Below are 20,551 nucleotides of genomic sequence, written 5' to 3' on the forward strand. Positions count from 1 at the left end.
GCCAGCAGTTTCAGCTTCGACGGTTCGATCTTGGCGAATAGCGGAATCCGCCGCAGCAGTTCGACTTCTTCAATCAGGCTCATGATCCGCTCTCCATCACCCGCATGATCAGGACGGGGCCAGCATTTGTTTGAAGCGATCGCTGCGTTCGCACAGTTCGGCATAGGAGCCGGTATGCGTGACACGCCCGTTCTCGACCACCACCACGATATCGAAATTCTCGCAGTCCGTTGCGCGCTGCAGCGACCAGATCAGGCCGGCATCCTTGCGCAATTCGGTCACCGACTTGACCACCGCAGCATGGCTGCGCGGGTCGAGCGCCGCGGTTGCCTCCGACAGCATGATCCAGTCGGGCCGTTTTACCAGTGCGCGTGCAATGGCGAGTTTCTGACGCTGCGCCGCATTCAGCCGCGCACCGGCGATGCCGACCTCGAACAGCAGGCCGACGGCGATGATCGGTTCGCGCAGCTTGAGCTGCTCAACGACATCGGCGATTACGCGGCCGATCTTCTCCTGTGCCTGCGCCTGACCATAGGCGACGCGGCCGAACAGGATATTGTCGACGACACTGGACGACACCGTGAACTGCTCAGGATCGAAGAAGGCGATCGCGCCCCTGCGATCTTCCGGCAGGGTATCGGCAAAGATCTTGCGCGCCTTCAGTACTGCATCGCGTTCAGCATCGGTGAAATGGCCAAGGCGATGCCGTGCCAGCACCAGCTTGAATGGCAGCGACATCAGACGAACCCGATCGGCCTCGGGAAGCTGCTCCAGCGTTTCGGGCTTAGCGCGCTGCAGCAGGTCTTTATAGTCCGGCAGGTCTTCCGACGAGATGAAGCTGAACTGCTGGAAGAATTCGTGCTCTGGCGGCAGATCGGCGAACAGTTCAACCATCGTGCCGGCAACGTCGTAGCCGATCTCAAGAAAGCGCCGACGGAGGCCAGCTTCTTCGAGTACTCGCAGTACATGCGGGTCGCGCGCCAGATTGTCTTCTTCATAGACGCCGTTGCGAGCGGTCCCGAACATCAGGTTTTCGGCAACCGTGGCGTTATTGTTGTAACGGGCCGGGTCCCAGCTCTCAACAAGATCTGCCAGATCGCCATTCGTCAGCTTCTCGCGGAAAGCCCGACGAGCAGCCAGCACGCGCTCGGCCACGTCCGGCTTCTGTTTCGGGTCGACCGTGCCACGCATGCCAAGCTGGTAAACGTCGTCATCGAAGCTGGCCGCTTTGAGCACCGGCATGGCAACGGCAATGAGGCCGTCCGGCCCGGTGGCGCCGGCGGCTTCATAATCGGTCCAGTCAGCGTCGATGTCGTAGGGGGAATTGCCCGAGGTATGCGCCTCTGCGAGTTCCCTTTCATACCGCGCCAGCAGTTCGGCCTGTCGCTCACGTTCGATCAGCGGCCGATGCCGCAGGCCCATGAACAGGTTGTCGCCCAGTGAGGTATTGAAGATATAGCTGGAGGCGCTGACATAGGCGAGCCGGCGACCGGTGACGGTTTCGGGCAGCTCCGCCAAATTCTTCTCGTTGATTGCGATGCGACCGCGCGTCGGGTCGTGCAGCCGCGCCAACAGCTGGAGCAGTTCGTCGCGGCCATTGTCGCCGACGATGGCGACGCGGGACGGCCATGGCAATGTAAGGTTGAGATTCTCCAGGATCGGCTGCCCCTGGTCGTCATTCATCACCAGACTGGTAATGGAAACCGGCCCGGCCAGCGACACCGGCTGCTCCGGCTCAACCAGCTGATCCGCCGGATCGCGCATGTCATCCAGCGCAAACTGCGTGATCACCTGCTCGTATTTCAGCTTCACGTCCTCGCGCTGCTGGTAGTGATTCAACAGTTCTTTCCACGGCGAGGCCATTTCCTTATGCGCATTCACCGCCGCCACCACCGTACCGACATCCATCTGCCCACGGATCGCGAGATAGCCGCCAATGGCATAGAAGAAGAACGGGCCAAGCTGCTGAATGAAGTTGTTCAGGAACTTGATCATGAACTTGCGCTGATAAATCTCGACGCGGATCCAGTAGCTGATGCTCAGACGGCCGGTGAATTCAGCCAGCATGCGGTTCGAGACGTCATGCGTATGCAATTCGGTAATGCCACTGATGCTTTCGCCGATGCGATCCGACAGCCGCCGCTGGTTCTTGACCCGGTCGCGGCCCAGCGCGCGTACCTTGGCCTGCATTTTCGGCACGAAATAGAACTGGATCGGATAGAGCGCGACGGCGGCCAGTGCCATCAGCGGATTCTGCAGCAGCAGAAAGCCGAAGATCACCAGCAGCATGCCGCCCTGGAAGACCGGGAGGGCAAAGCTTTCGCCGATAAAGCCACCCACCGGCTCGACTTCGGCGATCACCATCGGGATGATTTCGCCCTGGCTGGTCCGCCGGAAGGTGGGCAGCGGGAAGCGCAGGATATGGGCGTAAAGTTCGTAGCGCAGGCGGCGCAACATCCGCTCGCCGGCAACACCCTGGAAATAGTTGATGGCGTATTTGAAACCCTGCTGCACCAGGACGAGAAGCAGGAATACGCCGCAGAGCCAGAACAGATAGGTGGTGTGATCCATCTGCCACAGGCCGAGGCCGTAGAGATCCACCGGGAAGGAAATATCCTTGCCCTGGATACCCTCGTTGACAATCGCCTTCGGGATACTGAGATAATAATAGTATGGAACGAAGGACGCGATCGAAAGCAGGGTAATGATAACCTGCTGCTTCAGACTGTATTTTACGATGAAGCCGTAGAGATTTTTTTCCACGCCGCGCCCCTGGTCCCCGGTTCGACCTTAGCCGAAGGAAGCCGGCCAGCCAATCGCCAGCACGACCCGCCAATCTTTTGCTAGATCCGACTGTGCCCGGGATCACCATTTAAGTCAGGGGCTTGCTGGAACCAGGGCTTGGCCTGAGCGGGCCCCGTATGCCATAGTCCGCCCGAGTTTGAGTTCCAGTTTGCCCCGATGCTCCCGTCAGGGGGGAAGCCAGCATGGTATCGCGTAGCGACGGCACCCGTGTGCTGATCTACAGCCACGACACATTCGGACTCGGCCATTTGCGCCGGTGCCGCACCATTGCGCATGCCATGGTGGAACGCCACCCCGATATGTCGGTGCTGATCATGTCGGGTTCGCCGATCATCGGCAGCTTCGACTTCCGCAGCCGGGTCGACTTCGTGCGTGTGCCCGGCGTGATCAAGCTGCGCGACGGCCAATATACCTCGCTGAACCTGCCGATGGATATCGAGGAGACCCTGAAGATCAGGGCCGAGATCATCCAGCATACCGCCCGCGTCTTCGACCCGGACATCTTTATTGTCGACAAGGAACCGCTCGGCCTGCGCGGCGAAGTGCTGCCGACCATGAAGATGCTGAAGGAACGCGGTACCCGTATTGTCCTCGGCCTGCGCGACGTGATGGACGAACCCAGCGCGCTGAAGCCGGAATGGGAACGCAAGAACGTCATGCCGGCCCTGAAGCATCTGTTCGACCAGATCTGGGTCTACGGCCTGCCGCAATTCTGCGATCCGCTGGCCGGCATCGCCCTGCCGGAGAAGGTGCGCCGCAAGGTGGTCTATACCGGCTACCTGCCGCGCACATCCGGCGAAGCGCAGCCTGAGCATCAGCTTCCTGAGATCACCCAGCGGCCCTTCCTGCTGGTCACGCCCGGCGGCGGCGGCGACGGCGAAGGCCTGATCGACTGGGTGCTGCGTGCCTATGAGAGCAACGAAATCCTGCCCTACCCGGCACTGATCGTGCTTGGCCCCTTCATGCAGAAGGACCGCCGCGGCGAATTCCTGACCCGCGTCTCGCGCCTGTCGCGTGTCGAGGCCATCACCTTCGATGCCCATATGGAACATCTGGTGCAGAACGCCGTCGGCGTGCTGGCCATGGGCGGCTACAACACCTTCTGCGAAATCCTGTCGCTCGATAAGCGAGCCATTATCGTGCCGCGCAAACGCCCGCGCATGGAGCAGTTCATCCGCGCCAGCCGTGCACAGGAACTCGGCCTGATCCGCATGCTGGAAGATGATGGCCAGTATGACCCCGCAGTGATAGCGAATGCCCTGCGCAACCTGCCGCGTCAGGCGCTGCCGTCCCAGATCGTGATCCCCGGCCTGCTCGAAGGCCTCGACAACGTCGACCGCCTGGTTCAGCCCTGGCTTCGCCCGCTTGCCGAACGGCCGGGTAACGTGGTCGAATTGCGCGGCTGATTGGCCGCTCCCGCTTCCCGCGTATGTCAGAGTCCTCCCAGCCCTCCGTCCCGGCGCCTGTTGCGTTCGTTCTGAAAGGCTATCCACGCCTGTCGGAAACCTTCATCGCGCAGGAAATCGCCGCACTGGAAGCCCGCGGGCTGGACATCCTGATCGTGTCGCTGCGTCATCCCACCGACCGCAAGCGCCACAGCCTGCACGACCAGATTCGCGCACAGATTCTGTATCTGCCGGAATACCTGTATCAGGAACCGCTGCGTGTGCTGCGTGGCTGGTGGCGTGCGCGACGCCTGCCCGGTTACCGGCATGCCCTGCAGCTCTGGTGGAAAGATTTCAAACGCGATCGTACCAGCAACCGGATCCGCCGTTTCGGCCAGGCCATGGTGCTGGCCGCCGAACTGCCGGGGCGCTATCGCCACCTGCACGCCCATTTCATCCATACGCCGGGCTCTGTCGCGCGTTACGCCGCACAGATCCTGCAATGCCCATGGACGGCCTCGGCACATGCCCGCGACATCTGGATCACACCGGATTGGGAAAAGCGCGAAAAGCTCGCCGATTGCCAGTGGGCCATAACCTGCACGGCGCATAACTGCACGCATCTTTCCGCCCTGAGCGATTCCGAACGAGTGTCGCTGGTCTATCACGGCATCGATTTCTCGCGCTTCCCCGAGCCGCCGGTCTGGCGTCCGCGTCGTGACGGCCGCGACGCGCAGGATCCGGTGCGCCTGCTGTCGGTCGGCCGCGCCGTCGAAAAGAAGGGATACGACATCCTGCTGCAGGCGCTGGCGCGTTTGCCCACCGACCTGCACTGGCATTTCACGCATATCGGCGGCGGACCGCTGCTCGACAGGCTGAGGGCGCAGGCCATGACCCTCGGCATTGCCGACCACGTCGCCTGGCAGGGTTCGGCCACGCAGGAAACCGTGATTGAGGCCTATCGCACGGCAGATGTCTTTGCCTTGGCCAGCCGTCGCGATCAGGATGGCGACATGGACGGACTGCCGAATGTGCTGATGGAAGCGCAGAGCCAGGGCCTGCCCTGCGTCGCCACTACAATTTCCGCGATTCCCGAACTGATCGTGGATGGCGAAACCGGCCTGCTGGTGCCCAGCGAAGATGTCGGGGAACTGGCGGTGGCGCTCAACCACGTGATCGTCGATCCTGTTTTGCGCGAACGGCTGGGCAAGGCTGCGTCGGCCAGAGTGCGTCAAACATTCGGCATGACAGGCGGCATCGCGGAACTCGCGCGGCGCTTCGGCCTGGCGGCCTGAACGGAGACCGGGCATGCGGATCGGCTTCTATGCACCGCTCAAGCCGTCCGATCATCCGGCCCCGTCCGGCGACCGCCGTGTCGCCCGCCTGTTCATCGCCGCACTGCGCGGCCTCGGCCATGAGGTGGTCCTGCTGTCCGATCTGCGCAGCTACAATCGCGATGGCGATGCGGCGCGCGAAGCAGCCACGGCGGATGCGGCTGCTGCCGAGATCGAGATACTGGCGGCTGCCTGGCAGAAAAATCCGGCAGAGAAGCCCGACCTGCTGTTCACCTACCACGTCTATCACAAGGCCGTGGATTACATCGGCCCGGCGCTGAAACAGCGGTTCGGCCTGCCCTATGTGATTGCCGAGGCCTCGGACGCGCCGCGCCGGCGTGAAGGCACCTGGGCCACCGGCTATGCGCAGGCTGCACGGGCCATCACCGCGGCCGACCTGCTGCTGGCGGTCACGCGCCACGATATTCCGGGACTGGTCGGCCGCGCAGGCGAAGCACGCGTGCGGTATTTTGCACCTTTCATCGATCCCGATCCTTTTACCGCTGCCCTGGCGCTGCGTGAACAGCATCGGATTGCTCTGGCGGCACGGTTCGGGCTGCCGGCAGACAAGGCATGGCTGCTGGCTGTGGGCATGATGCGGGACGGCGACAAGCTGGCGTCTTTCCGCCGTCTGGCCGAGACCCTGCCCTTGCTGCACGGCACGAACTGGCACTGCATTGTCGTGGGCGACGGCCCGGCACGCGAAATGGTTGCCGCCGCCTTCAAACCGCAGCAAGGCCTGGTCACGCTTACCGGCCAGATGGAGCCTGATCAACTCGCTGCGCTGTATGCGGCCAGTGATCTCTATGTCTGGCCGGCGGTCAATGAAGCCTATGGCATGGCGCTGCTGGAAGCGCAGGCGGCCGGATTGCCGGTCCTGTCGGTTCGCACGCGCGGCGTGCCCGATATTGTCGAACATGGCATCACCGGCTGGCTGACGCCAGATGACGCGCCGGCCACGATGGCGAATGCCATCAGCGACCTGCTGGCCGAGCAAGATCAGAGACGGCGCATGGCGGCAGCAGCACCGGTGCGCGTGCGGCAGGAACTTTCGGTGGCTGCCGCGCAGGCGAGGCTGAAAGTCCTCTTCGCCGAACTGGAATTGCCGGCATGACCCGCCGCCTTGTCCTGCTGCGCCACGGCGCCACCGACTGGAATGCCGCTGGCCGCCTGCAAGGGCGTGCCGATATTGGGCTGTCGGAAACTGGCCGCGCCGCACTCACCGGCCGCACCGTGCCGGCGGCCTATCGTGGCAGGCAGTGGTATGCCAGTCCGCTGCGCCGGACACAGGAAACTGCCGCACTGCTGGGCCTGCAGCCCCAGATCGAGCCGGCACTGATCGAAATGGATTGGGGTCAGTACGAAGGCCGCACATTGCCCGAACTGCGCGAGGCGTATGGCCGTGCCTTCACGGCCAACGAAGACCGCGGCCTGGATCTGCAGCCGCCCGGTGGAGAAAGTCCGCGTCAGGTGCAGCAGCGGCTGTTGCCATGGTTGCGCGGCCTGCCGGCCGACGCCGGAGCGGTCACCCATAAAGGCGTTATCCGTGCCGTACTGGCACTGGCTTTCGACTGGCCGATGCTGGGCCGTGCCCCGGTCAAGCTCGACTGGCATTGCCTGCAGGAATTTAGCATAACAGAAGATGGTCGCCCCAGTCTGGTGGCGGCGAATATTCCACTGGAGCGATGATGGCCGGCCCGCGCGTCCTGATCTGGGTACAGCACCTGCTTGGCGTCGGCCATCTGCATCGCGCCGCGTCTATCTGCCGTGCGCTGTTGCGCCAGGGCGCCACGCCGCTGCTGGTCTCCGGTGGCCTGCCCGATCCTACATTGCATGGCATTGACGGTATCGGCTTTGTCCAGCTTGCGCCGGCACGGGCGCGCGACGCCACTTTCAAGATCCTGCTCGATATCAATGGCGAGGTCGTCACCGAAGAATGGAAATCGACCCGCAGCACCATGCTGCAGGATGTGGTGAATAACTTCGCACCCGACATGGTGATCACCGAACTGTTTCCTTTCGGGCGCCGGCAGATGCGGTTCGAGATGATGCCGCTGCTGCAGATGCTGCGCGGCATGCCGAACCGCCCGCTGATTTTCTGTTCGGTACGCGACATCCTCGTCGACCGCGGCAAGCCGCAGCATGACGTCGACTCGATCACCTGGCTGCAGGAATATTTCGATGCAGCCCTGGTGCATGGCGATCCTTCGGTGATTGCCTTCGAGAACACCTTCCCGATGGCGGAAAAAATCCGTCATATGCTGATCTACACCGGCTATATCGCCGAACAGCATGTCATTCCCTATACCGAAGCCGGCATCGACGAAGTACTGGTCTCGGCCGGCGGCGGCGCTGTCGGCATGGCGCTGTTTCAGGCCGCCATCGCAGCCCGGCCGCTGACGATGGCGCGCGATAAGACATGGCGCATTCTGGTCAGCCCGCTGGAGAATCCGCATAACATCACCACACTGCGCGAGAAGGCGCCGCGCGGCGTGATCATCGAGCCGGTGCGCCCCGACTTTCCCGGCATGCTGCACCATTGCCTGCTGTCGATCAGCAAGGCCGGCTACAACACCATGATGGAAACGCTGGGCGGCGGCACCCGCGCCGTCGTGGTGCCCTTTGTCGGCGGTAATGAAACCGAGCAGGCGTTGCGCGCCGCCCTGCTGGCCAAACGCGGCCTGATGCATATGCTGCCCGAGCCGGAAATGACGCCGCAGACGCTTGCCGCGATTGTCGACCATGCATTGGCCTCGCCGAAACCCGATCCCACTGCGATCCGGCTCGACGGTGCCGAAGAAACCGCCCGCTGCATCCGGGCCGAGATCGAAAAGCATCGGCGATGACGGCCGGCTGGCGGGCGCTGACCGACGAACTCGACCACTGGGCGTCAGACGGACGGACTGCCTTTTTCTGGTGGCGCGATGATGATGCCGTGACCGTGACCCCGGCGCTGGACCGTTTGATCGGCCAGCACCGGGCGGCAGGCATTCCGCTCGCACTGGCTGTCATCCCGGCACAGGCCCAGCCGACGCTGGCCGAGCGGCTGGAGCCTGAACCGCAGATTGCCGCACTGCAACATGGCTACAGTCACCACAATCACGCCGGCCCTGGAAAAAAGAAATCTGAATTTTCGGCAGATCGGATATTGGCCGCCCGGCTCGCCGATATGCAGGCCGGTCATGCCCTTCTGGAGAGACTGTTCGACGCCCGGCTATTGCGGATCTTTGTCCCGCCCTGGAACCGGCTGGCACCCGATTGCCTGCCGGCCATGCCAGCTTTGGGATATCGTGCCGTATCGGCTTTCCAGGCCCGCAGCAGCCATTGGGCCGCGCCCGGCCTTGCCATCCTGAACACCCATATCGACCCCATCGACTGGCACGGCGGCGACAATGCCGCGGCCGTAGAACGCTGTCTGGCCATGGCCTGCGCGCATTTGCGCGCCATGCGGGCAGGCGAGCAGGATATGCAGCCTCTCGGATTGCTGACCCATCACCTCCGCCACGACGAGACGATCTGGTCCTTCGTCGCCGAATTCCTGTCCTGCACGGCCAGCCATCCCGCCGTTCGCTGGCTTGATGCTGGCGCGGCCATGAAAATCGGCGCACCGGGCGCTTCTGCTGCCTCGCCTGCCACGCCGGCGTCATGACCCGCCTGTATTACCCCCTCTCCCGGCTCTGGCCCGACTACCTGCGGGCGGGAGGCGGGCTCGCTATCTGCATGGGACTGGTGTTGTTCGCAGCCCCTCAATCTGTCATTTTTACCGTGCTGGTCGGGTTGAGCCTGCTCTTTGCGTGGCTTGGCGCGGTGACAGCCTGGCGCCAGCAGATCGAGATCGAACTCGACACGACCGGGGTGGTCCGACGGGGATGGGGAAGAACGGTGGCTCTGCCATGGCCGACGCTTAAGGCCGTGACCCTGCGCTACTATTCGACACGTCGCGATCGCAGCGAAGGCTGGCTGCAGCTGGTGATCGAGGCGGAAGGGGGAACTTTGCGGGTCGACAGCAATTTGATTGGTTTTCCGTCCCTCGTCGAACGGGCTTTTGCCGCGGCCGGGCAGAACGGCGTCGCCATCAGTGAAACCTCTCGCCTGAACGCCGGCCGCCTGCACAGCGTTGAAGGAAACCAGCCGTGAGCGTTTCGGAGCTGAATCGCAACGTGCTTGAGGTCCGTGACCTGCAGGTGCATTTCGATCTGCCGGAAGGCCTGATCCGCGCCGTGAACGGCATCAGCTTCAGCATCCCGCAGGGCGGCACGGTTGCGCTGGTGGGCGAGTCCGGCTCGGGCAAGTCGGTGGTCAGCCAGGCGATCATGGGCATCCTGCCGCGCCCGGCGCGGATCGCCGGCGGCCAGATCCTGTTCCACGATCCGCAGCAGCCCGGCGCCGAGATCGATATCGCGACCCTGCCGCGCGGTGGCAGTGCCATGCGACAGCTTCAGGGCGGCCGCATTTCGATCATCTTCCAGGAGCCGATGACCTCGCTCAGCCCGCTGCACACCATCGGCGACCAGATCTCCGAGGCGCTGAAGCTGCATCGCAAGGCCGACGACAATCAGGCGCGCGAACTGACCGCCGAGATGCTGCGCCTGGTCGGCTTCCCGGACCCGGAGCGCGCCCTGCGCACCTATGCCTTCGAACTGTCCGGCGGCCTGCGCCAGCGCGCCATGATCGCCATGGCGCTGGTCTGCCGCCCGGCATTGCTGATTGCCGACGAACCGACCACCGCGCTCGACGTCACCATCCAGGCGCAGATCCTCAAACTGCTGAAGGATCTGCAGTCCGAACTCGGCATGGCGATCCTGATGATCACGCATGATCTCGGTGTGGTGGCCAATATGGCCGACGAGATCGTCGTGATGTATCACGGCCAGGCGATGGAACGTGGCGGTCTGCACGACATCTTCGGCAGTCCGAAGCATCCCTATCTGAAGGCGCTGCTGCATGCCGTGCCGCGCTTCAACATGAAGCCGGGCGAACGGCTGGTGCCCTTGCGCGAAATCAAGGGCGAGGTCGGCGGCCTGCTGCGCAGCAAGGCACCCGGCAAGGATCGCGCGGGCGAGACGCTGCTGGAAGTCGAGCATGTCAGCAAGAGCTTCTCCTTGCGCAAGAGCGGCATGTTCCGCCCGGCCAACGCGGCCTCGTCGGTGATAGCCGTCGACGATGTCAGCTTCTCGGTACAGCGCGGCGAATGCCTGGGGCTGGTCGGCGAGTCCGGCTGCGGCAAGACCACGACCAGCAAGCTGATCCTGCGCGCCATCACGCCCGACAGCGGCAATATCCGCTTCAAGGGCGCCGATGTGCTGAAACTGGAGGATGAGGACCTGTTCCGCTACCGCCGGCAGGTGCAGTTCATCTTCCAGGATCCGTTCTCGTCGCTCAATCCGCGCATGACGGTATTCGATATCCTGTCCGAGCCGCTGGTGATCCATAAGATCGGCGATGCCGACGAGCGTTTCGAACGCGTGAAAGAGCTGATGACGCTGGTCGGGCTCGATCCCCGCTTCCTGCGCCGCTATCCGCACTCTTTCTCGGGCGGCCAGCGCCAGCGCATCGGCATCGCCCGCGCGCTTGCCCTGCAGCCCGAACTGCTGATCTGCGACGAACCGGTTTCCGCGCTCGATGTGTCGATCCAGGCGCAGATCCTCAACCTGCTGAAGGATCTGAAATCCGAACTGGGCCTGACCTACATCTTCGTCTCGCACAATCTGGCGGTGGTCGACTACGTCGCCGACCGCATCGCCGTCATGTGCGCCGGCCGCCTGGTCGAACTGGCGCCGCGCGAACACCTCTTCAACAATCCGGTTCATCCCTACACCAAGGCGCTGCTGGCCGCAGTGCCAAAGCCGGATCCGAACAGTCGCCTCGACCTGCATCTGCTGATGGAAGGCAAGGCGTCCAAACCGGCGGCATGGCCGCGCCCCTTCACCATTGACGGCACCGTGCGGCCGCGCATGATCGATCTTGGCCATGGCCATTTCGTCCGCGCCGACGCCAATGCCGATTTCCGGGATCTTGTCGCATGATGCAGCCGCTTCGCTCCGCCTTCATGCTTTTGGCGATCCTCGCCGCCTTCGCATCTGTCGACGGCAGGGCACAGTCTCAGCTGCCCGATCTGCAGGAAACGCCGATGCTGGAGGCGGAGGTGAATGCCGGAAAGCTGCCGCCGGTGGCGCAGCGCCTGCCGCAGCAGCCGCTGGTGGTCACGCCGCGCGAACTCGGCCGCCATGGCGGCGATCTGCGCAGCATGATCAGCCGTGCGCGCGAAACCCGCCTGCTCAATGTGATCGCCTATAACCGGCTGATCGTCTACGACGAGAAATACGAATTCGTTCCCGACATCCTGGAGAAATTCGAGGTCGAGGACGACCGCGTCTTCACCTTCCATCTCCGCAAGGGTCACCGCTGGTCGGACGGCCATCCCTTCACGACGGAAGATTTCCGTTACTACTGGGAAGACGTTGCCAACAACAAGGAACTGAGCCCGGCGGGGCCGATGCAGGATCTGCTGGTGGACGGCGAGAAGCCGAAGGTGGAGATCATCAACGACACCACCGTGCGTTACAGCTGGTCGAAGCGCAATCCGTCCTTCCTGCCGCGCATCGCCGGTTCCTCCGCTTTCAACCTCTACCGCCCGGCGCATTACCTGAAGCAGTTCCATGCGCGCTACGCCGATCCGCAGAAGCTGGCCGCGATGGTCACGGCTGAAAAGCGCGCCAACTGGGCCGCCCTGCACAGCCGTGTCGACAACATGGTGGAAGGCGACAATCCCGATCTGCCGCTGCTGGATGCCTGGACGATCACGACCAAGCCGCCCGCCGTGCGCTTCGTCGCGGTGCGCAATCCCTATTACCACCGCATCGATACCAATGGCCGCCAGCTGCCTTATCTCGACCGGATCATCTTCACCCAGGCCGACGGCAAGCTGATTCCCGCCAAGGCGGGCGCGGGCGAAGCGGACCTGCAGTTCCGCAGCGTGAATTTCAGCAACTTCACCTTCCTGAAGGAAAACGAGAAGCGTGCCGGCTACAAGACGCTGCTGTGGCGCACAGCAAAAGGCTCGCATATCGCGCTCTTCCCCAATCTCAATGCCAATGATCCGGTCTGGCGTGGCCTGATGCGCGATGCNNGCGATCGAGTCGAACAACACGGTGATGCCGGACAGCCCGCTGTTCAAACCGGAATACCAGACGGCCCATGCGCAATTCGATGCTGCCGCCGCCAACAAGCTGCTCGATCAGATCGGCCTGACCAGGCGGGACGGCAGCGGCGTGCGCCTGCTGCCCGACGGCCGGCCGGCCGAGATCATCGTGGAAACCGCAGGCGAGGATACCGAGCAGACCGACGTGCTGGAACTGATCGGCGAGAACTGGGCCAAGATCGGCATCAAGCTGTTTTCCAAACCGAGCCAGCGCGACGTGGTCCGCAACCGCATCTTCTCCGGCGAGGCCATGATGTCGGTCTGGTCGGGTCTGGAGAACGGCCTGCCGACCGCCGACATGAAACCGAACGAGCTGGCGCCCACGTCGCAATACGGTCTGCAATGGCCGAAATGGGGCCAGTGGTATGAGACCGGCCACCAGTCCGGCGAACCGGTCGACATGCCGGCGGCGCAGGAACTGTTCGACCTGTATCACACCTGGCTCGAAACCGGCGACAAGGCCGAGCGCGCCCGGATCTGGCATCGCATGCTCAGCATTCATGCCGAACAGACCTTTACCATCGGCATCGTGACCGGCGTCTTCCAGCCGATCGTGGCCAGCAAGAAGCTGCAGAACATTCCGAAGGAAGGCATCTTCAACTGGGACCCCGGCGCCTTCATCGGCCTGTATCGGCCGGAAACCTTCTGGTTCGGCCAGTAAGCAGGCATATCCAGCATGCTCATGTATCTTGCGCGCCGAACGCTGCTGATGATCCCTACCCTGCTGATCATCAGCCTGTTGATCTTCCTGATCATCAAGCTGCCGCCCGGCGACTATCTGTCGAACCAGATCGCCGAGCTGCGCGCGCAGGGCGAAACCAGCGCCATGGAGCGCGCCGAGTTCCTGCGCACGCAATATGCGCTGGATCGCTCGATCATGGAGCAGTATGCGATCTGGATGGGCTTCATTCCCGGTCCGAACGGTTTCTCCGGCATCCTGCAGGGCGACTGGGGCTGGTCGTTCGAATACAACCGCCCGGTCGGCGAACTGATCGGCGACCGCCTGCTGATGACGGCAATCATCAACGTCTTCACCATCCTGTTCATTTACGCCGTCGCCTTCCCCATCGGCGTATACTCCGCGACCCGGCAGTATTCCTGGGGCGACTACGGCTTCACCCTGTTCGGCTATATCGGCTTGGCGACGCCGAATTTCCTGTTGGCTTTGGTGATGCTCTACTATTCCAACATCTGGTTCGGCGTCAGTATCGGCGGACTGGTCGATCCCGAACTGATCGATGCGCCTTGGCACTGGGACAAGATCAGGTCGATGATGGTGCATATGATCGTACCTGTGATCGTGATCGGCACCTCGGGCACGGCGGCGATGATCCGCCGCCTGCGCGCCAACCTGCTGGACGAATTGCAGAAGCAGTATGTCACCACGGCGCGCGCCAAGGGCCTGCCGCCGCTGCGCCTGCTGGTGAAATATCCGATCCGCATGGCGCTCAATCCTTTCATCTCGGATATCGGCAATCTGCTGCCGTCGGTGGTTTCCGGTTCGGTGATCGTCTCGGTGGTGATGAGCCTGCCGACCGCCGGTCCGATGCTGCTGGGCGCATTGCAGTCGCTCGACCAGTATCTCGCCGGCTCGTTCCTGATGTTCCTGGCGCTGCTGACCGTGGTCGGCATGCTGGTATCCGACGTCCTGCTGGCGCTGCTCGATCCGCGTATCCGGCTGACCGGCGGGCAGGCCAAGTAGCATGAGCGAGACGCCCGTTCCCAAGCCGGCCCGTCCGGAACACTGGGTCAATCCCACGCCGTTCGATCCCTATTCGATCGAGCAGATGACGGCGGGCCAGGAGAAGTATTACCGCGCCTCGCAGTGGCAGATGATGTGGTGGAAGTTCAAGCGCCACCGGCTCGGCCTGTGGAGCGGCATCATCCTGCTGCTGATCTACGCCTCGACGCTGTTCTCGGAATTCATCGCGCCCTACAACCTGCAGACCCGCAACCCGCGCGGCATCTATGCGCCGCCGCATGAGATCCACCTGTTCCACGAAGGCGAGTTCGTCGGGCCCTTCGTCTACGGCATGCGGTTCCGCATGAATACCGAGACGCTGAAGCGCGAATATGCACCGGACCTCAGCAAGGTGCACAAGCTGCGCTTCTTCTGCCAGGGTGACCAGTACGAGTATATGGGCCTGGTGACGATGCGCTTTCACGTCGTCTGCCCGGCCGAAGGCGGAGATTTCTATCTGGTCGGCACCGACCGGCTGGGGCGCGATATCTTCTCCCGCGTCGTCTACGGCACGCGCATCTCGCTCACCGTCGGCCTGTTCGGCATCGCCATCAGTTTCATCATCGGCATCGTGCTGGGCGGTATTTCCGGCTATTACGGCGGCTGGATCGACAATGTGATCCAGCGCCTGATCGAACTGATCCGAAGTCTGCCCGAACTGCCGCTCTGGATGGCGCTGTCCGCCGCCCTGCCGGTGACGTGGTCGCCGATCCTGGTCTATTTCGGCATCACCATCATCCTCGGCCTGCTCGACTGGCCCGGCCTCGCCCGCGCCGTGCGCTCGAAACTACTGGCCCTGCGCGAGGAAGATTTCGCCACCGCGGCGCAGCTGATGGGCGCCTCGCCCAGCCGCATCATCGGCCGGCATCTGCTGCCCAGTTTCATGAGCCACCTGATCGCCTCGGCCACGCTGTCGATCCCGTCGATGATCCTGGGCGAAACCGCGCTGTCCTTCCTCGGCCTCGGCCTGCGGCCGCCGATCACCTCCTGGGGCGTGCTGCTGAACGAGGCCCAGAACATCAACGTGGTGGCGCTGTACCCCTGGCTGATGGCACCGGCGATCCCGGTGATCGTGGTGGTGCTGGCCTTCAACTTCTTCGGAGACGGCCTGCGCGACGCCGCCGATCCCTATCGCTGAGCGGCCCGGCCGAGCCTGTTGCGTCCCGTTCAAGGCCAGTTCTGTCCCGTTCGGAGCCAGTTTCGTCCAGTTAAAACCAGTTTGAGCCCGTTAAGGCCAGTTAGAGCCAATTAGGTGCCAGTTAAACTATTGGCATTCCGTGCCAAGGCACTGATTTCCCTATTCACAATGTCCAACAGCGGTACAGCACAAGACCTGACGCATGCACCAGAATTCGGAACAATTGTTCTTACTATAGGAATATTAGCGGAAATCCTGCGCCACATCAAGGCGGAGCAGGCGGCACCAAATTCGGCCGGATCAGCCACAGGCTGGCGGGATAAGCACCGGCCGTCTGCGGCAGGCGGCCGACGATGCCGCCCTGCACGGCGGAACTTAGCCGCGTCCACGCATAGTGACTGGAAAAGACCGGCTGGAATCCGCCGGCCAGCAGCGGGCCGATCGCCTGCTGCTCGTTATAGCCGCGCCAGGCCCAGCCGGCGGGATAGTCGTCGGGCAGGAAAATGTCGTGGATATGCACCAGCACACCCGGCGGCAGCGCCGGCAGCACGCGATTGAACAGCCAGTCGACGTCGGTGCCGGGCATCAGGATATGGCTGGAATCGATGAACAGGATATCACCGGGCTCCAGCGCGGCGAAGATCGCCGGATCCGCCGTCTGCAGGATTGCATTGTGGAACCGCACCGGCAGGCCGGTGAGCGCGGCACGCGGCTGTGGATCGATGGCGGTGATCCCGGTGGCAAGTCCGGCATCCTGCACGGCGCGCGCCAGGAAGCGCGTGGAATGGCCCGAGCCGACCTCGACGATCCGCTTCGGCCCGGATTGCCGCACCAGCGTATAGGCCGCCACGGCATCCAGCGTCGGGAACCAGTCTTGGTCGAACTTCGGTCCGCCGCCAGCTTCGGCAGCAATCGCCAGCAGCGCCTCGGCATAGCCTTCGGCACCGCGCAGCAGGTCGAGGAAACCCGGCTCGGCGGCAGCAAAGCGTTCGGCCAGCGCGGCATAGACCGGCTGCACCGGCGCCACGCCGTCGGCATAGCGATAAGGAATGAAAAAGCCTTGCCGGCGGAGGCCGAACAACGTCTGCAGCCCCATGCGGAGCCGCCGCCAGTGTTTTACGCCGGACATCAGCAGCGTGTCATCAGGGCCGCAGCACGAGGCCTTCGCGGGCCACGATGGAGCCCGGGCGTGCCTTCTCCACCTCGGCAGCCACCTTGTCCATAAAGGCGTCGTCGTGTTCCGGATCGTGGTGGAAGACGACGAAGGTCTTCACCCCGGCCGCATCGCAGAGTTTTGCGCCGGCCTGCCAGGTGGAATGGCCCCAGCCCTTGCGGCAGGCATATTCCTCCTCGGTATACATCGAATCATAGATGACGATGTCGGCGCCCTTGATGAGCTTGAGGATATTCTCGTCATGCCCTTCGGCCGGATGTTCGGTGTCGGTCAGGTAGCAGATCGACTTGCCCTGGAATTCGATGCGATAGCCGGTGGCGAGATCTGGATGACTCAGCGGTCCGGTGCGCACCTTGACGCCGGGATGCGGCTCCAGCACGGCGCCCTGCTCGAAGTCATGGAAACTGAGATTGGCCTGGAAGATTTCCAGCGGCACCGGGAACAGCGGCGAGCACATCATCTGCTTCAGCACGCCCTTGATGCCGCCGTTATCGGTAACATGGCCGGCATGGATGCGGAATGTGTTGCGCGGATCGAAAGCCGGGCAGAAATGCGGCAAGCCGCAGACATGATCGTAATGGGTATGGGTGAAGAAGACATCGGCATCGACCGGCTCTTTCGCATCGCTCAATGCAATACCGAGCGCGCGCACGCCGGTGCCGGTGTCGAAGATAAGCAGATGCGAGCCGCACCGCACCTCGATGACCGAGGTGTTGCCGCCATAGCGCATCACTTCCGGCGAGCCGACAGCGATGCTGCCGCGAACGCCCCAGAAGCGCACGTAAAAATCTTCAACCCCCACCGTGGCCTCCTTTTTCCCGTCAGCGTCGAGGGATGGAGCGCCTTCTGTGCCGACTGAACCTTGCCGGCTGGCTAGGTCTGTGCGGAAATCATTCATGAAATAGATTAAGGGCGGACAGACGGATGTCTCAAGCGTTTATTGCCGAAATCCAAGGTTCTTTGGCGACCGTCACATTTTGCCGGCCGGAAAAGCATAATGCCTTGGAAATTCGCGATCTGGAGGCCCTGGATTCCGCCCTGATCGACCTCGCCGGGCGGTCCGATATCCGCACACTCCTCTTATGCGCGCAGGGCAAAAGCTTTTGCGCCGGCGTGGATTTAGGAGCCGTGGCCGGCCATGACTGGCGCGACAATCCGCTGGAACGCGTCGGCGACCGATTGGAGAACCTGCCCTTCCCCACGCTCTGCGTGCTGCAGGGCGGCGTCTATGGCGGCGGCACCGATCTGGCGCTGGCCTGCGACTTCCGTCTCGGCGCGCGCGGCATCCGCAGCTTCATTCCGCCAGCGAAGCTCGGCATCCAGTATCACCCGCATGGCCTGAAACGCGCGGTGACAAGGCTGGGACTGGGCCCGGCCAAGCGCCTGTTCCTCGCCACAGAAACATTCGATGACGCTGAAATGCTGCGCACAGGCTTCCTCGACTGGCTGGTGGAACCCGATGCGCTGAGCGAACGCGCGCAAGCGCTGGCGACGGCCCTAAGCGGCCTGGCGCCGCAGGCGGTGCGCGGCATGAAGCAGAGCCTGAACGAGATCGCAGCAAACCTGTTCGACGAGCGTGCCGCCCGCGACCGCGCCGCCGCCAGCTTCCGCACCGAAGATTTCCTCGAAGGCCGCGTGGCGATGGCAGAAAAACGGCCGCCCAGATTTGGCGGCCGCTAGTCACTTCCCGGAAATCAGGTGTCTTGCCGTAATCAGGGCTGCAGGCGGTAGCCGCCCGGATCGGTGATCAGCAAGCGGGCGGCGCCGGGATCGCGCTCGATCTTCTGGCGCAGGCGATAGATATGCGTCTCCAGCGTATGGGTGGAAACGCCGGCATTGTAGCCCCAGACCTCGGCCAGCAGGGTTTCGCGCGGCACCGGCCTGGTGCCGGCGCGCAGCAGGTATTTCAGGATCGCGGTTTCCTTCTCGGTCAGCCGCACCTTCTTGCCCGCCTTCTCGTTGTCGAGTAGCACCTTGTTGGCGGGCCGGAAACTGTATGGCCCGATGGTGAAGACGGCATCCTCGCTCTGCTCGAACTGGCGCAGCTGGGCGCGGATGCGCGCGATCAGCACGCCGAGCTTGAACGGCTTGGTGATATAGTCGTTGGCGCCCGCCTCCAGCCCCATGATGGTGTCGGCCTCGCCATCGGCCGCCGTCAGCATGATCACCGGCGCGCGCAGGCCCTGGCTGCGCAATTCGCGGCACAGATCGCGGCCGTCCATATCCGGCAGGCCGACATCCAGCAGCACCAGATCGAAATGCTCGCCGGGTGCCGCCTGCAATGCGGCAGCGGCATCGTTGACGCACAGCGTGGAGAATTCGCGCGTGGTTTCCAGCTGCTCGGCCAGCAGGCCCTGCAGGGTCTTGTCGTCATCGACCAGAAGAACGCGCTTCGGTCCGCTCATGATGTTTCCCCCTGACGCAGCATATCGGCCATCACGGTCTGCAGGATTGCACCGGGCCGCGCCATCTGGTCGACAATATCGAAGTGATGCCGATCGGGTACCGTGATGGCGGTCACGTGTCCGCCATGCGAGGACCAGCCGGTCACGAAGTCGTGTTGCTGCTGCAGGAAGGCCGGCGTCTCGGCACCGCCCACCGCGCAGACCAATCGCGGCATGCTGGCCGTATTGGTCGGCAGAATGGCCTGCGGCGAATTGCGCGCCGCCTCAGCCTCGTCCATGCCCAGCTTGTCGTTGAGATAGCATTGCCGGATCGGCTGCAGGTCATACAGACCCGAGATCGACAGTACGCCCTTGATCAGATCGGCAGGTGCCGCCTTGTCGAGCGCCGGCCAGTCGGTCAGCAGCGCCATGACGGCCAGATGGCCGCCGGCCGAATGCCCGCTGACATAGATGCGGTCGCGGTCGAAGCCATACTCGGCGGCATGCTGCCACAGCCACAGGATGCCGCGACGGATCGAAGCCACGATCTGGTCCATGCGGGCCTCGGGACCGATCGGATAGTTCAGCAGCGCCACATTGGCCAGGCCGTCGCAGACGAAACCGTTGGCGATCTGCGACGCGTCGCCCTTGCTCATCGCCTGCCAGTAGCCGCCATGGATGAAGACCAGCAGCGGCCGGCCCGGTGCCGCCAGTCCGAAGAGATCGAGGATTTCGCGCGGATGCGGGCCATAGGCCAGATCGGCGTGATGCGGCAGTTCGGCGCGGGCCCGCGCACTCTCGGTGGCCCAGCGCGCGATATCCTGCGGATGCGTCGGAACGGCGGCGCGATTGTTGTAGAGCTTGTCGAGGGTCGCGCGATCCATCGGACTCCCCGCGGCAGTTGCCTTACTTGAAGGCGACCGAGACGATCTCGTAGCCCTTCGAGCCGCCTGGCGTGGAGACTTCGACATTCTCTCCGGCCGACTTGCCGACCAGCGCCCGCGCCAGCGGTGCGGTGATCGAGAGCAGCCCCGCCTTGATGTCGGCCTCGTCGGCGCCGACGATCTGGTAGGTGCTTTCCTCGTCGGTGTCTTCATCCGCCAGCACGACGGTGGCGCCGAATTTCACCTTGTCGCCCGACAGCTTGGAAACATCGATCACCTCGGCGCGGCTGAGCTTGTCCTCAACCTCGAGGATGCGCGTCTCGATCCAGCCCTGGCGCTCCTTGGCGGCATGATATTCGGCATTCTCGGACAGGTCGCCATGCTCACGCGCTTCCGAGATCGCACGGATCACCGACGGTCGTTCGACCGACTTTAAATTCTTCAGCTCGGCCTCCAGACGCTGGTAGCCGGTCGCGGTCATCGGAATCTTCTGCATCATTGCCTT

General features: G+C 63.3%; 18 protein-coding genes and 2 pseudogenes. 14 read left to right on the forward strand and 6 right to left on the reverse strand.

Annotated features, from left to right (window positions below; translation table 11 throughout):
• Nucleotides 1-108 precede the first annotated feature (108 nt).
• Nucleotides 109-2,763 (reverse strand): ABC transporter transmembrane domain-containing protein, encoded by a 2,655-nt coding sequence (locus CTR53_RS04595; RefSeq protein WP_290809620.1) that lies wholly within the window; start codon nt 2,761-2,763, stop codon nt 109-111.
• A 224-nt stretch (nt 2,764-2,987) separates the two neighbouring features.
• On the opposite strand from CTR53_RS04595, the gene CTR53_RS04600 reads away from it, so the two are divergent.
• From CTR53_RS04600 to CTR53_RS04660, 13 genes and pseudogenes are all read left to right on the forward strand, one after another.
• A complete protein-coding gene (locus CTR53_RS04600) occupies nt 2,988-4,211 on the forward strand; it encodes a glycosyltransferase (protein WP_290809621.1) in 1,224 nt (407 codons plus the stop codon).
• 23 nt (nt 4,212-4,234) lie between these two features.
• Nucleotides 4,235-5,485: a glycosyltransferase family 4 protein gene (locus CTR53_RS04605; protein ID WP_290809622.1), complete on the forward strand. Its 1,251-nt coding sequence runs from the start codon at nt 4,235-4,237 to the stop codon at nt 5,483-5,485.
• A 13-nt stretch (nt 5,486-5,498) separates the two neighbouring features.
• The gene (locus CTR53_RS04610; protein WP_290809623.1) at nt 5,499-6,638 is read left to right on the forward strand and encodes a glycosyltransferase family 4 protein; all 1,140 of its coding nucleotides are present in this window, start codon (nt 5,499-5,501) and stop codon (nt 6,636-6,638) included.
• Complete coding sequence (locus tag CTR53_RS04615) at nt 6,635-7,213, forward strand: histidine phosphatase family protein (protein ID WP_290809624.1); 579 nt, start codon at nt 6,635-6,637, stop codon at nt 7,211-7,213. Before CTR53_RS04610 ends, CTR53_RS04615 begins: the two co-directional genes overlap by 4 nt.
• Entirely contained in the window at nt 7,213-8,370 is a 1,158-nt protein-coding gene (locus CTR53_RS04620; protein ID WP_290809625.1) for a glycosyltransferase, read from the forward strand. The genes CTR53_RS04615 and CTR53_RS04620 overlap by 1 nt, the downstream gene beginning before the upstream one ends.
• Nucleotides 8,367-9,173, forward strand: coding sequence for a polysaccharide deacetylase family protein (locus CTR53_RS04625; protein WP_290809626.1), 807 nt, complete (start codon nt 8,367-8,369; stop codon nt 9,171-9,173). Before CTR53_RS04620 ends, CTR53_RS04625 begins: the two co-directional genes overlap by 4 nt.
• Nucleotides 9,170-9,661 (forward strand): hypothetical protein, encoded by a 492-nt coding sequence (locus CTR53_RS04630; RefSeq protein ID WP_290809627.1) that lies wholly within the window; start codon nt 9,170-9,172, stop codon nt 9,659-9,661. The genes CTR53_RS04625 and CTR53_RS04630 overlap by 4 nt, the downstream gene beginning before the upstream one ends.
• Nucleotides 9,658-11,550 (forward strand): ABC transporter ATP-binding protein, encoded by a 1,893-nt coding sequence (locus CTR53_RS04635; protein ID WP_290809628.1) that lies wholly within the window; start codon nt 9,658-9,660, stop codon nt 11,548-11,550. The genes CTR53_RS04630 and CTR53_RS04635 overlap by 4 nt, the downstream gene beginning before the upstream one ends.
• A 221-nt stretch (nt 11,551-11,771) precedes the next feature.
• Nucleotides 11,772-12,554: pseudogene (locus CTR53_RS04640) on the forward strand (ABC transporter substrate-binding protein); the annotation flags it as partial.
• 124 nt (nt 12,555-12,678) lie between these two features.
• Nucleotides 12,679-12,945, forward strand: a pseudogene (locus CTR53_RS04645) (ABC transporter substrate-binding protein); the annotation flags it as partial.
• 78 nt (nt 12,946-13,023) lie between these two features.
• Nucleotides 13,024-13,386 (forward strand): hypothetical protein, encoded by a 363-nt coding sequence (locus CTR53_RS04650; RefSeq protein WP_290809703.1) that lies wholly within the window; start codon nt 13,024-13,026, stop codon nt 13,384-13,386.
• 15 nt (nt 13,387-13,401) lie between these two features.
• A complete protein-coding gene (locus CTR53_RS04655) occupies nt 13,402-14,427 on the forward strand; it encodes an ABC transporter permease (protein WP_290809629.1) in 1,026 nt (341 codons plus the stop codon).
• 1 nt (nt 14,428) lies between these two features.
• The gene (locus CTR53_RS04660) at nt 14,429-15,604 is read left to right on the forward strand and encodes an ABC transporter permease (RefSeq protein ID WP_290809630.1); all 1,176 of its coding nucleotides are present in this window, start codon (nt 14,429-14,431) and stop codon (nt 15,602-15,604) included.
• 265 nt (nt 15,605-15,869) lie between these two features.
• Here CTR53_RS04660 and CTR53_RS04665 read toward each other — a convergent pair whose 3' ends face one another.
• Together CTR53_RS04665 and CTR53_RS04670 are read right to left on the reverse strand one after the other, a co-directional pair.
• On the reverse strand, nt 15,870-16,733 hold the full coding sequence (locus tag CTR53_RS04665) for a class I SAM-dependent methyltransferase (RefSeq protein ID WP_290809631.1): 864 nt from the start codon (nt 16,731-16,733) through the stop codon (nt 15,870-15,872).
• A gap of 13 nt (nt 16,734-16,746) precedes the next feature.
• Nucleotides 16,747-17,580 carry an MBL fold metallo-hydrolase gene (locus tag CTR53_RS04670; RefSeq protein ID WP_290809632.1) on the reverse strand — a complete coding sequence of 278 codons (834 nt, stop codon included), beginning with the start codon at nt 17,578-17,580 and terminating at the stop codon, nt 16,747-16,749.
• Nucleotides 17,581-17,702: 122 nt separating this feature from the next.
• On the opposite strand from CTR53_RS04670, the gene CTR53_RS04675 reads away from it, so the two are divergent.
• Nucleotides 17,703-18,458 carry an enoyl-CoA hydratase-related protein gene (locus tag CTR53_RS04675; protein WP_290809633.1) on the forward strand — a complete coding sequence of 252 codons (756 nt, stop codon included), beginning with the start codon at nt 17,703-17,705 and terminating at the stop codon, nt 18,456-18,458.
• 32 nt (nt 18,459-18,490) lie between these two features.
• Here CTR53_RS04675 and CTR53_RS04680 read toward each other — a convergent pair whose 3' ends face one another.
• From CTR53_RS04680 to greA, 3 genes are read right to left on the reverse strand one after another with little or no spacing between them, the layout of a single operon-like run.
• The gene (locus CTR53_RS04680; protein WP_290809634.1) at nt 18,491-19,183 is read right to left on the reverse strand and encodes a response regulator transcription factor; all 693 of its coding nucleotides are present in this window, start codon (nt 19,181-19,183) and stop codon (nt 18,491-18,493) included.
• Nucleotides 19,180-20,046 carry an alpha/beta hydrolase gene (locus tag CTR53_RS04685; RefSeq protein WP_290809635.1) on the reverse strand — a complete coding sequence of 289 codons (867 nt, stop codon included), beginning with the start codon at nt 20,044-20,046 and terminating at the stop codon, nt 19,180-19,182. Before CTR53_RS04685 ends, CTR53_RS04680 begins: the two co-directional genes overlap by 4 nt.
• A gap of 22 nt (nt 20,047-20,068) precedes the next feature.
• On the reverse strand, nt 20,069-20,542 hold the full coding sequence (greA, locus tag CTR53_RS04690) for a transcription elongation factor GreA (protein ID WP_144258852.1): 474 nt from the start codon (nt 20,540-20,542) through the stop codon (nt 20,069-20,071).
• Nucleotides 20,543-20,551: the final 9 nt, after the last annotated feature.

Origin of the sequence: Ferrovibrio sp. (assembly GCF_002796975.1) — a bacterium.
Lineage (GTDB): Bacteria > Pseudomonadota > Alphaproteobacteria > Ferrovibrionales > Ferrovibrionaceae > Ferrovibrio.

Excerpts from the sequence above, each read along its gene's own strand:
- CTR53_RS04660 (WP_290809630.1), top strand. The coding sequence starts at position 14,429 with ATGAGCGAGACGCCCGTTCCCAAGCCGGCCCGTCCGGAACACTGGGTC.
- CTR53_RS04625 (WP_290809626.1), top strand. The coding sequence starts at position 8,367 with ATGACGGCCGGCTGGCGGGCGCTGACCGACGAACTCGACCACTGGGCG.
- CTR53_RS04655 (WP_290809629.1), top strand. The coding sequence starts at position 13,402 with ATGCTCATGTATCTTGCGCGCCGAACGCTGCTGATGATCCCTACCCTG.
- CTR53_RS04665 (WP_290809631.1), bottom strand. The coding sequence starts at position 16,733 with ATGTCCGGCGTAAAACACTGGCGGCGGCTCCGCATGGGGCTGCAGACG.
- CTR53_RS04685 (WP_290809635.1), bottom strand. The coding sequence starts at position 20,046 with ATGGATCGCGCGACCCTCGACAAGCTCTACAACAATCGCGCCGCCGTT.
- CTR53_RS04630 (WP_290809627.1), top strand. The coding sequence starts at position 9,170 with ATGACCCGCCTGTATTACCCCCTCTCCCGGCTCTGGCCCGACTACCTG.
- greA (WP_144258852.1), bottom strand. The coding sequence starts at position 20,542 with ATGCAGAAGATTCCGATGACCGCGACCGGCTACCAGCGTCTGGAGGCC.
- CTR53_RS04675 (WP_290809633.1), top strand. The coding sequence starts at position 17,703 with ATGTCTCAAGCGTTTATTGCCGAAATCCAAGGTTCTTTGGCGACCGTC.
- CTR53_RS04610 (WP_290809623.1), top strand. The coding sequence starts at position 5,499 with ATGCGGATCGGCTTCTATGCACCGCTCAAGCCGTCCGATCATCCGGCC.
- CTR53_RS04650 (WP_290809703.1), top strand. The coding sequence starts at position 13,024 with ATGAAACCGAACGAGCTGGCGCCCACGTCGCAATACGGTCTGCAATGG.
- CTR53_RS04600 (WP_290809621.1), top strand. The coding sequence starts at position 2,988 with ATGGTATCGCGTAGCGACGGCACCCGTGTGCTGATCTACAGCCACGAC.
- CTR53_RS04615 (WP_290809624.1), top strand. The coding sequence starts at position 6,635 with ATGACCCGCCGCCTTGTCCTGCTGCGCCACGGCGCCACCGACTGGAAT.
- CTR53_RS04605 (WP_290809622.1), top strand. The coding sequence starts at position 4,235 with ATGTCAGAGTCCTCCCAGCCCTCCGTCCCGGCGCCTGTTGCGTTCGTT.
- CTR53_RS04680 (WP_290809634.1), bottom strand. The coding sequence starts at position 19,183 with ATGAGCGGACCGAAGCGCGTTCTTCTGGTCGATGACGACAAGACCCTG.
- CTR53_RS04620 (WP_290809625.1), top strand. The coding sequence starts at position 7,213 with ATGGCCGGCCCGCGCGTCCTGATCTGGGTACAGCACCTGCTTGGCGTC.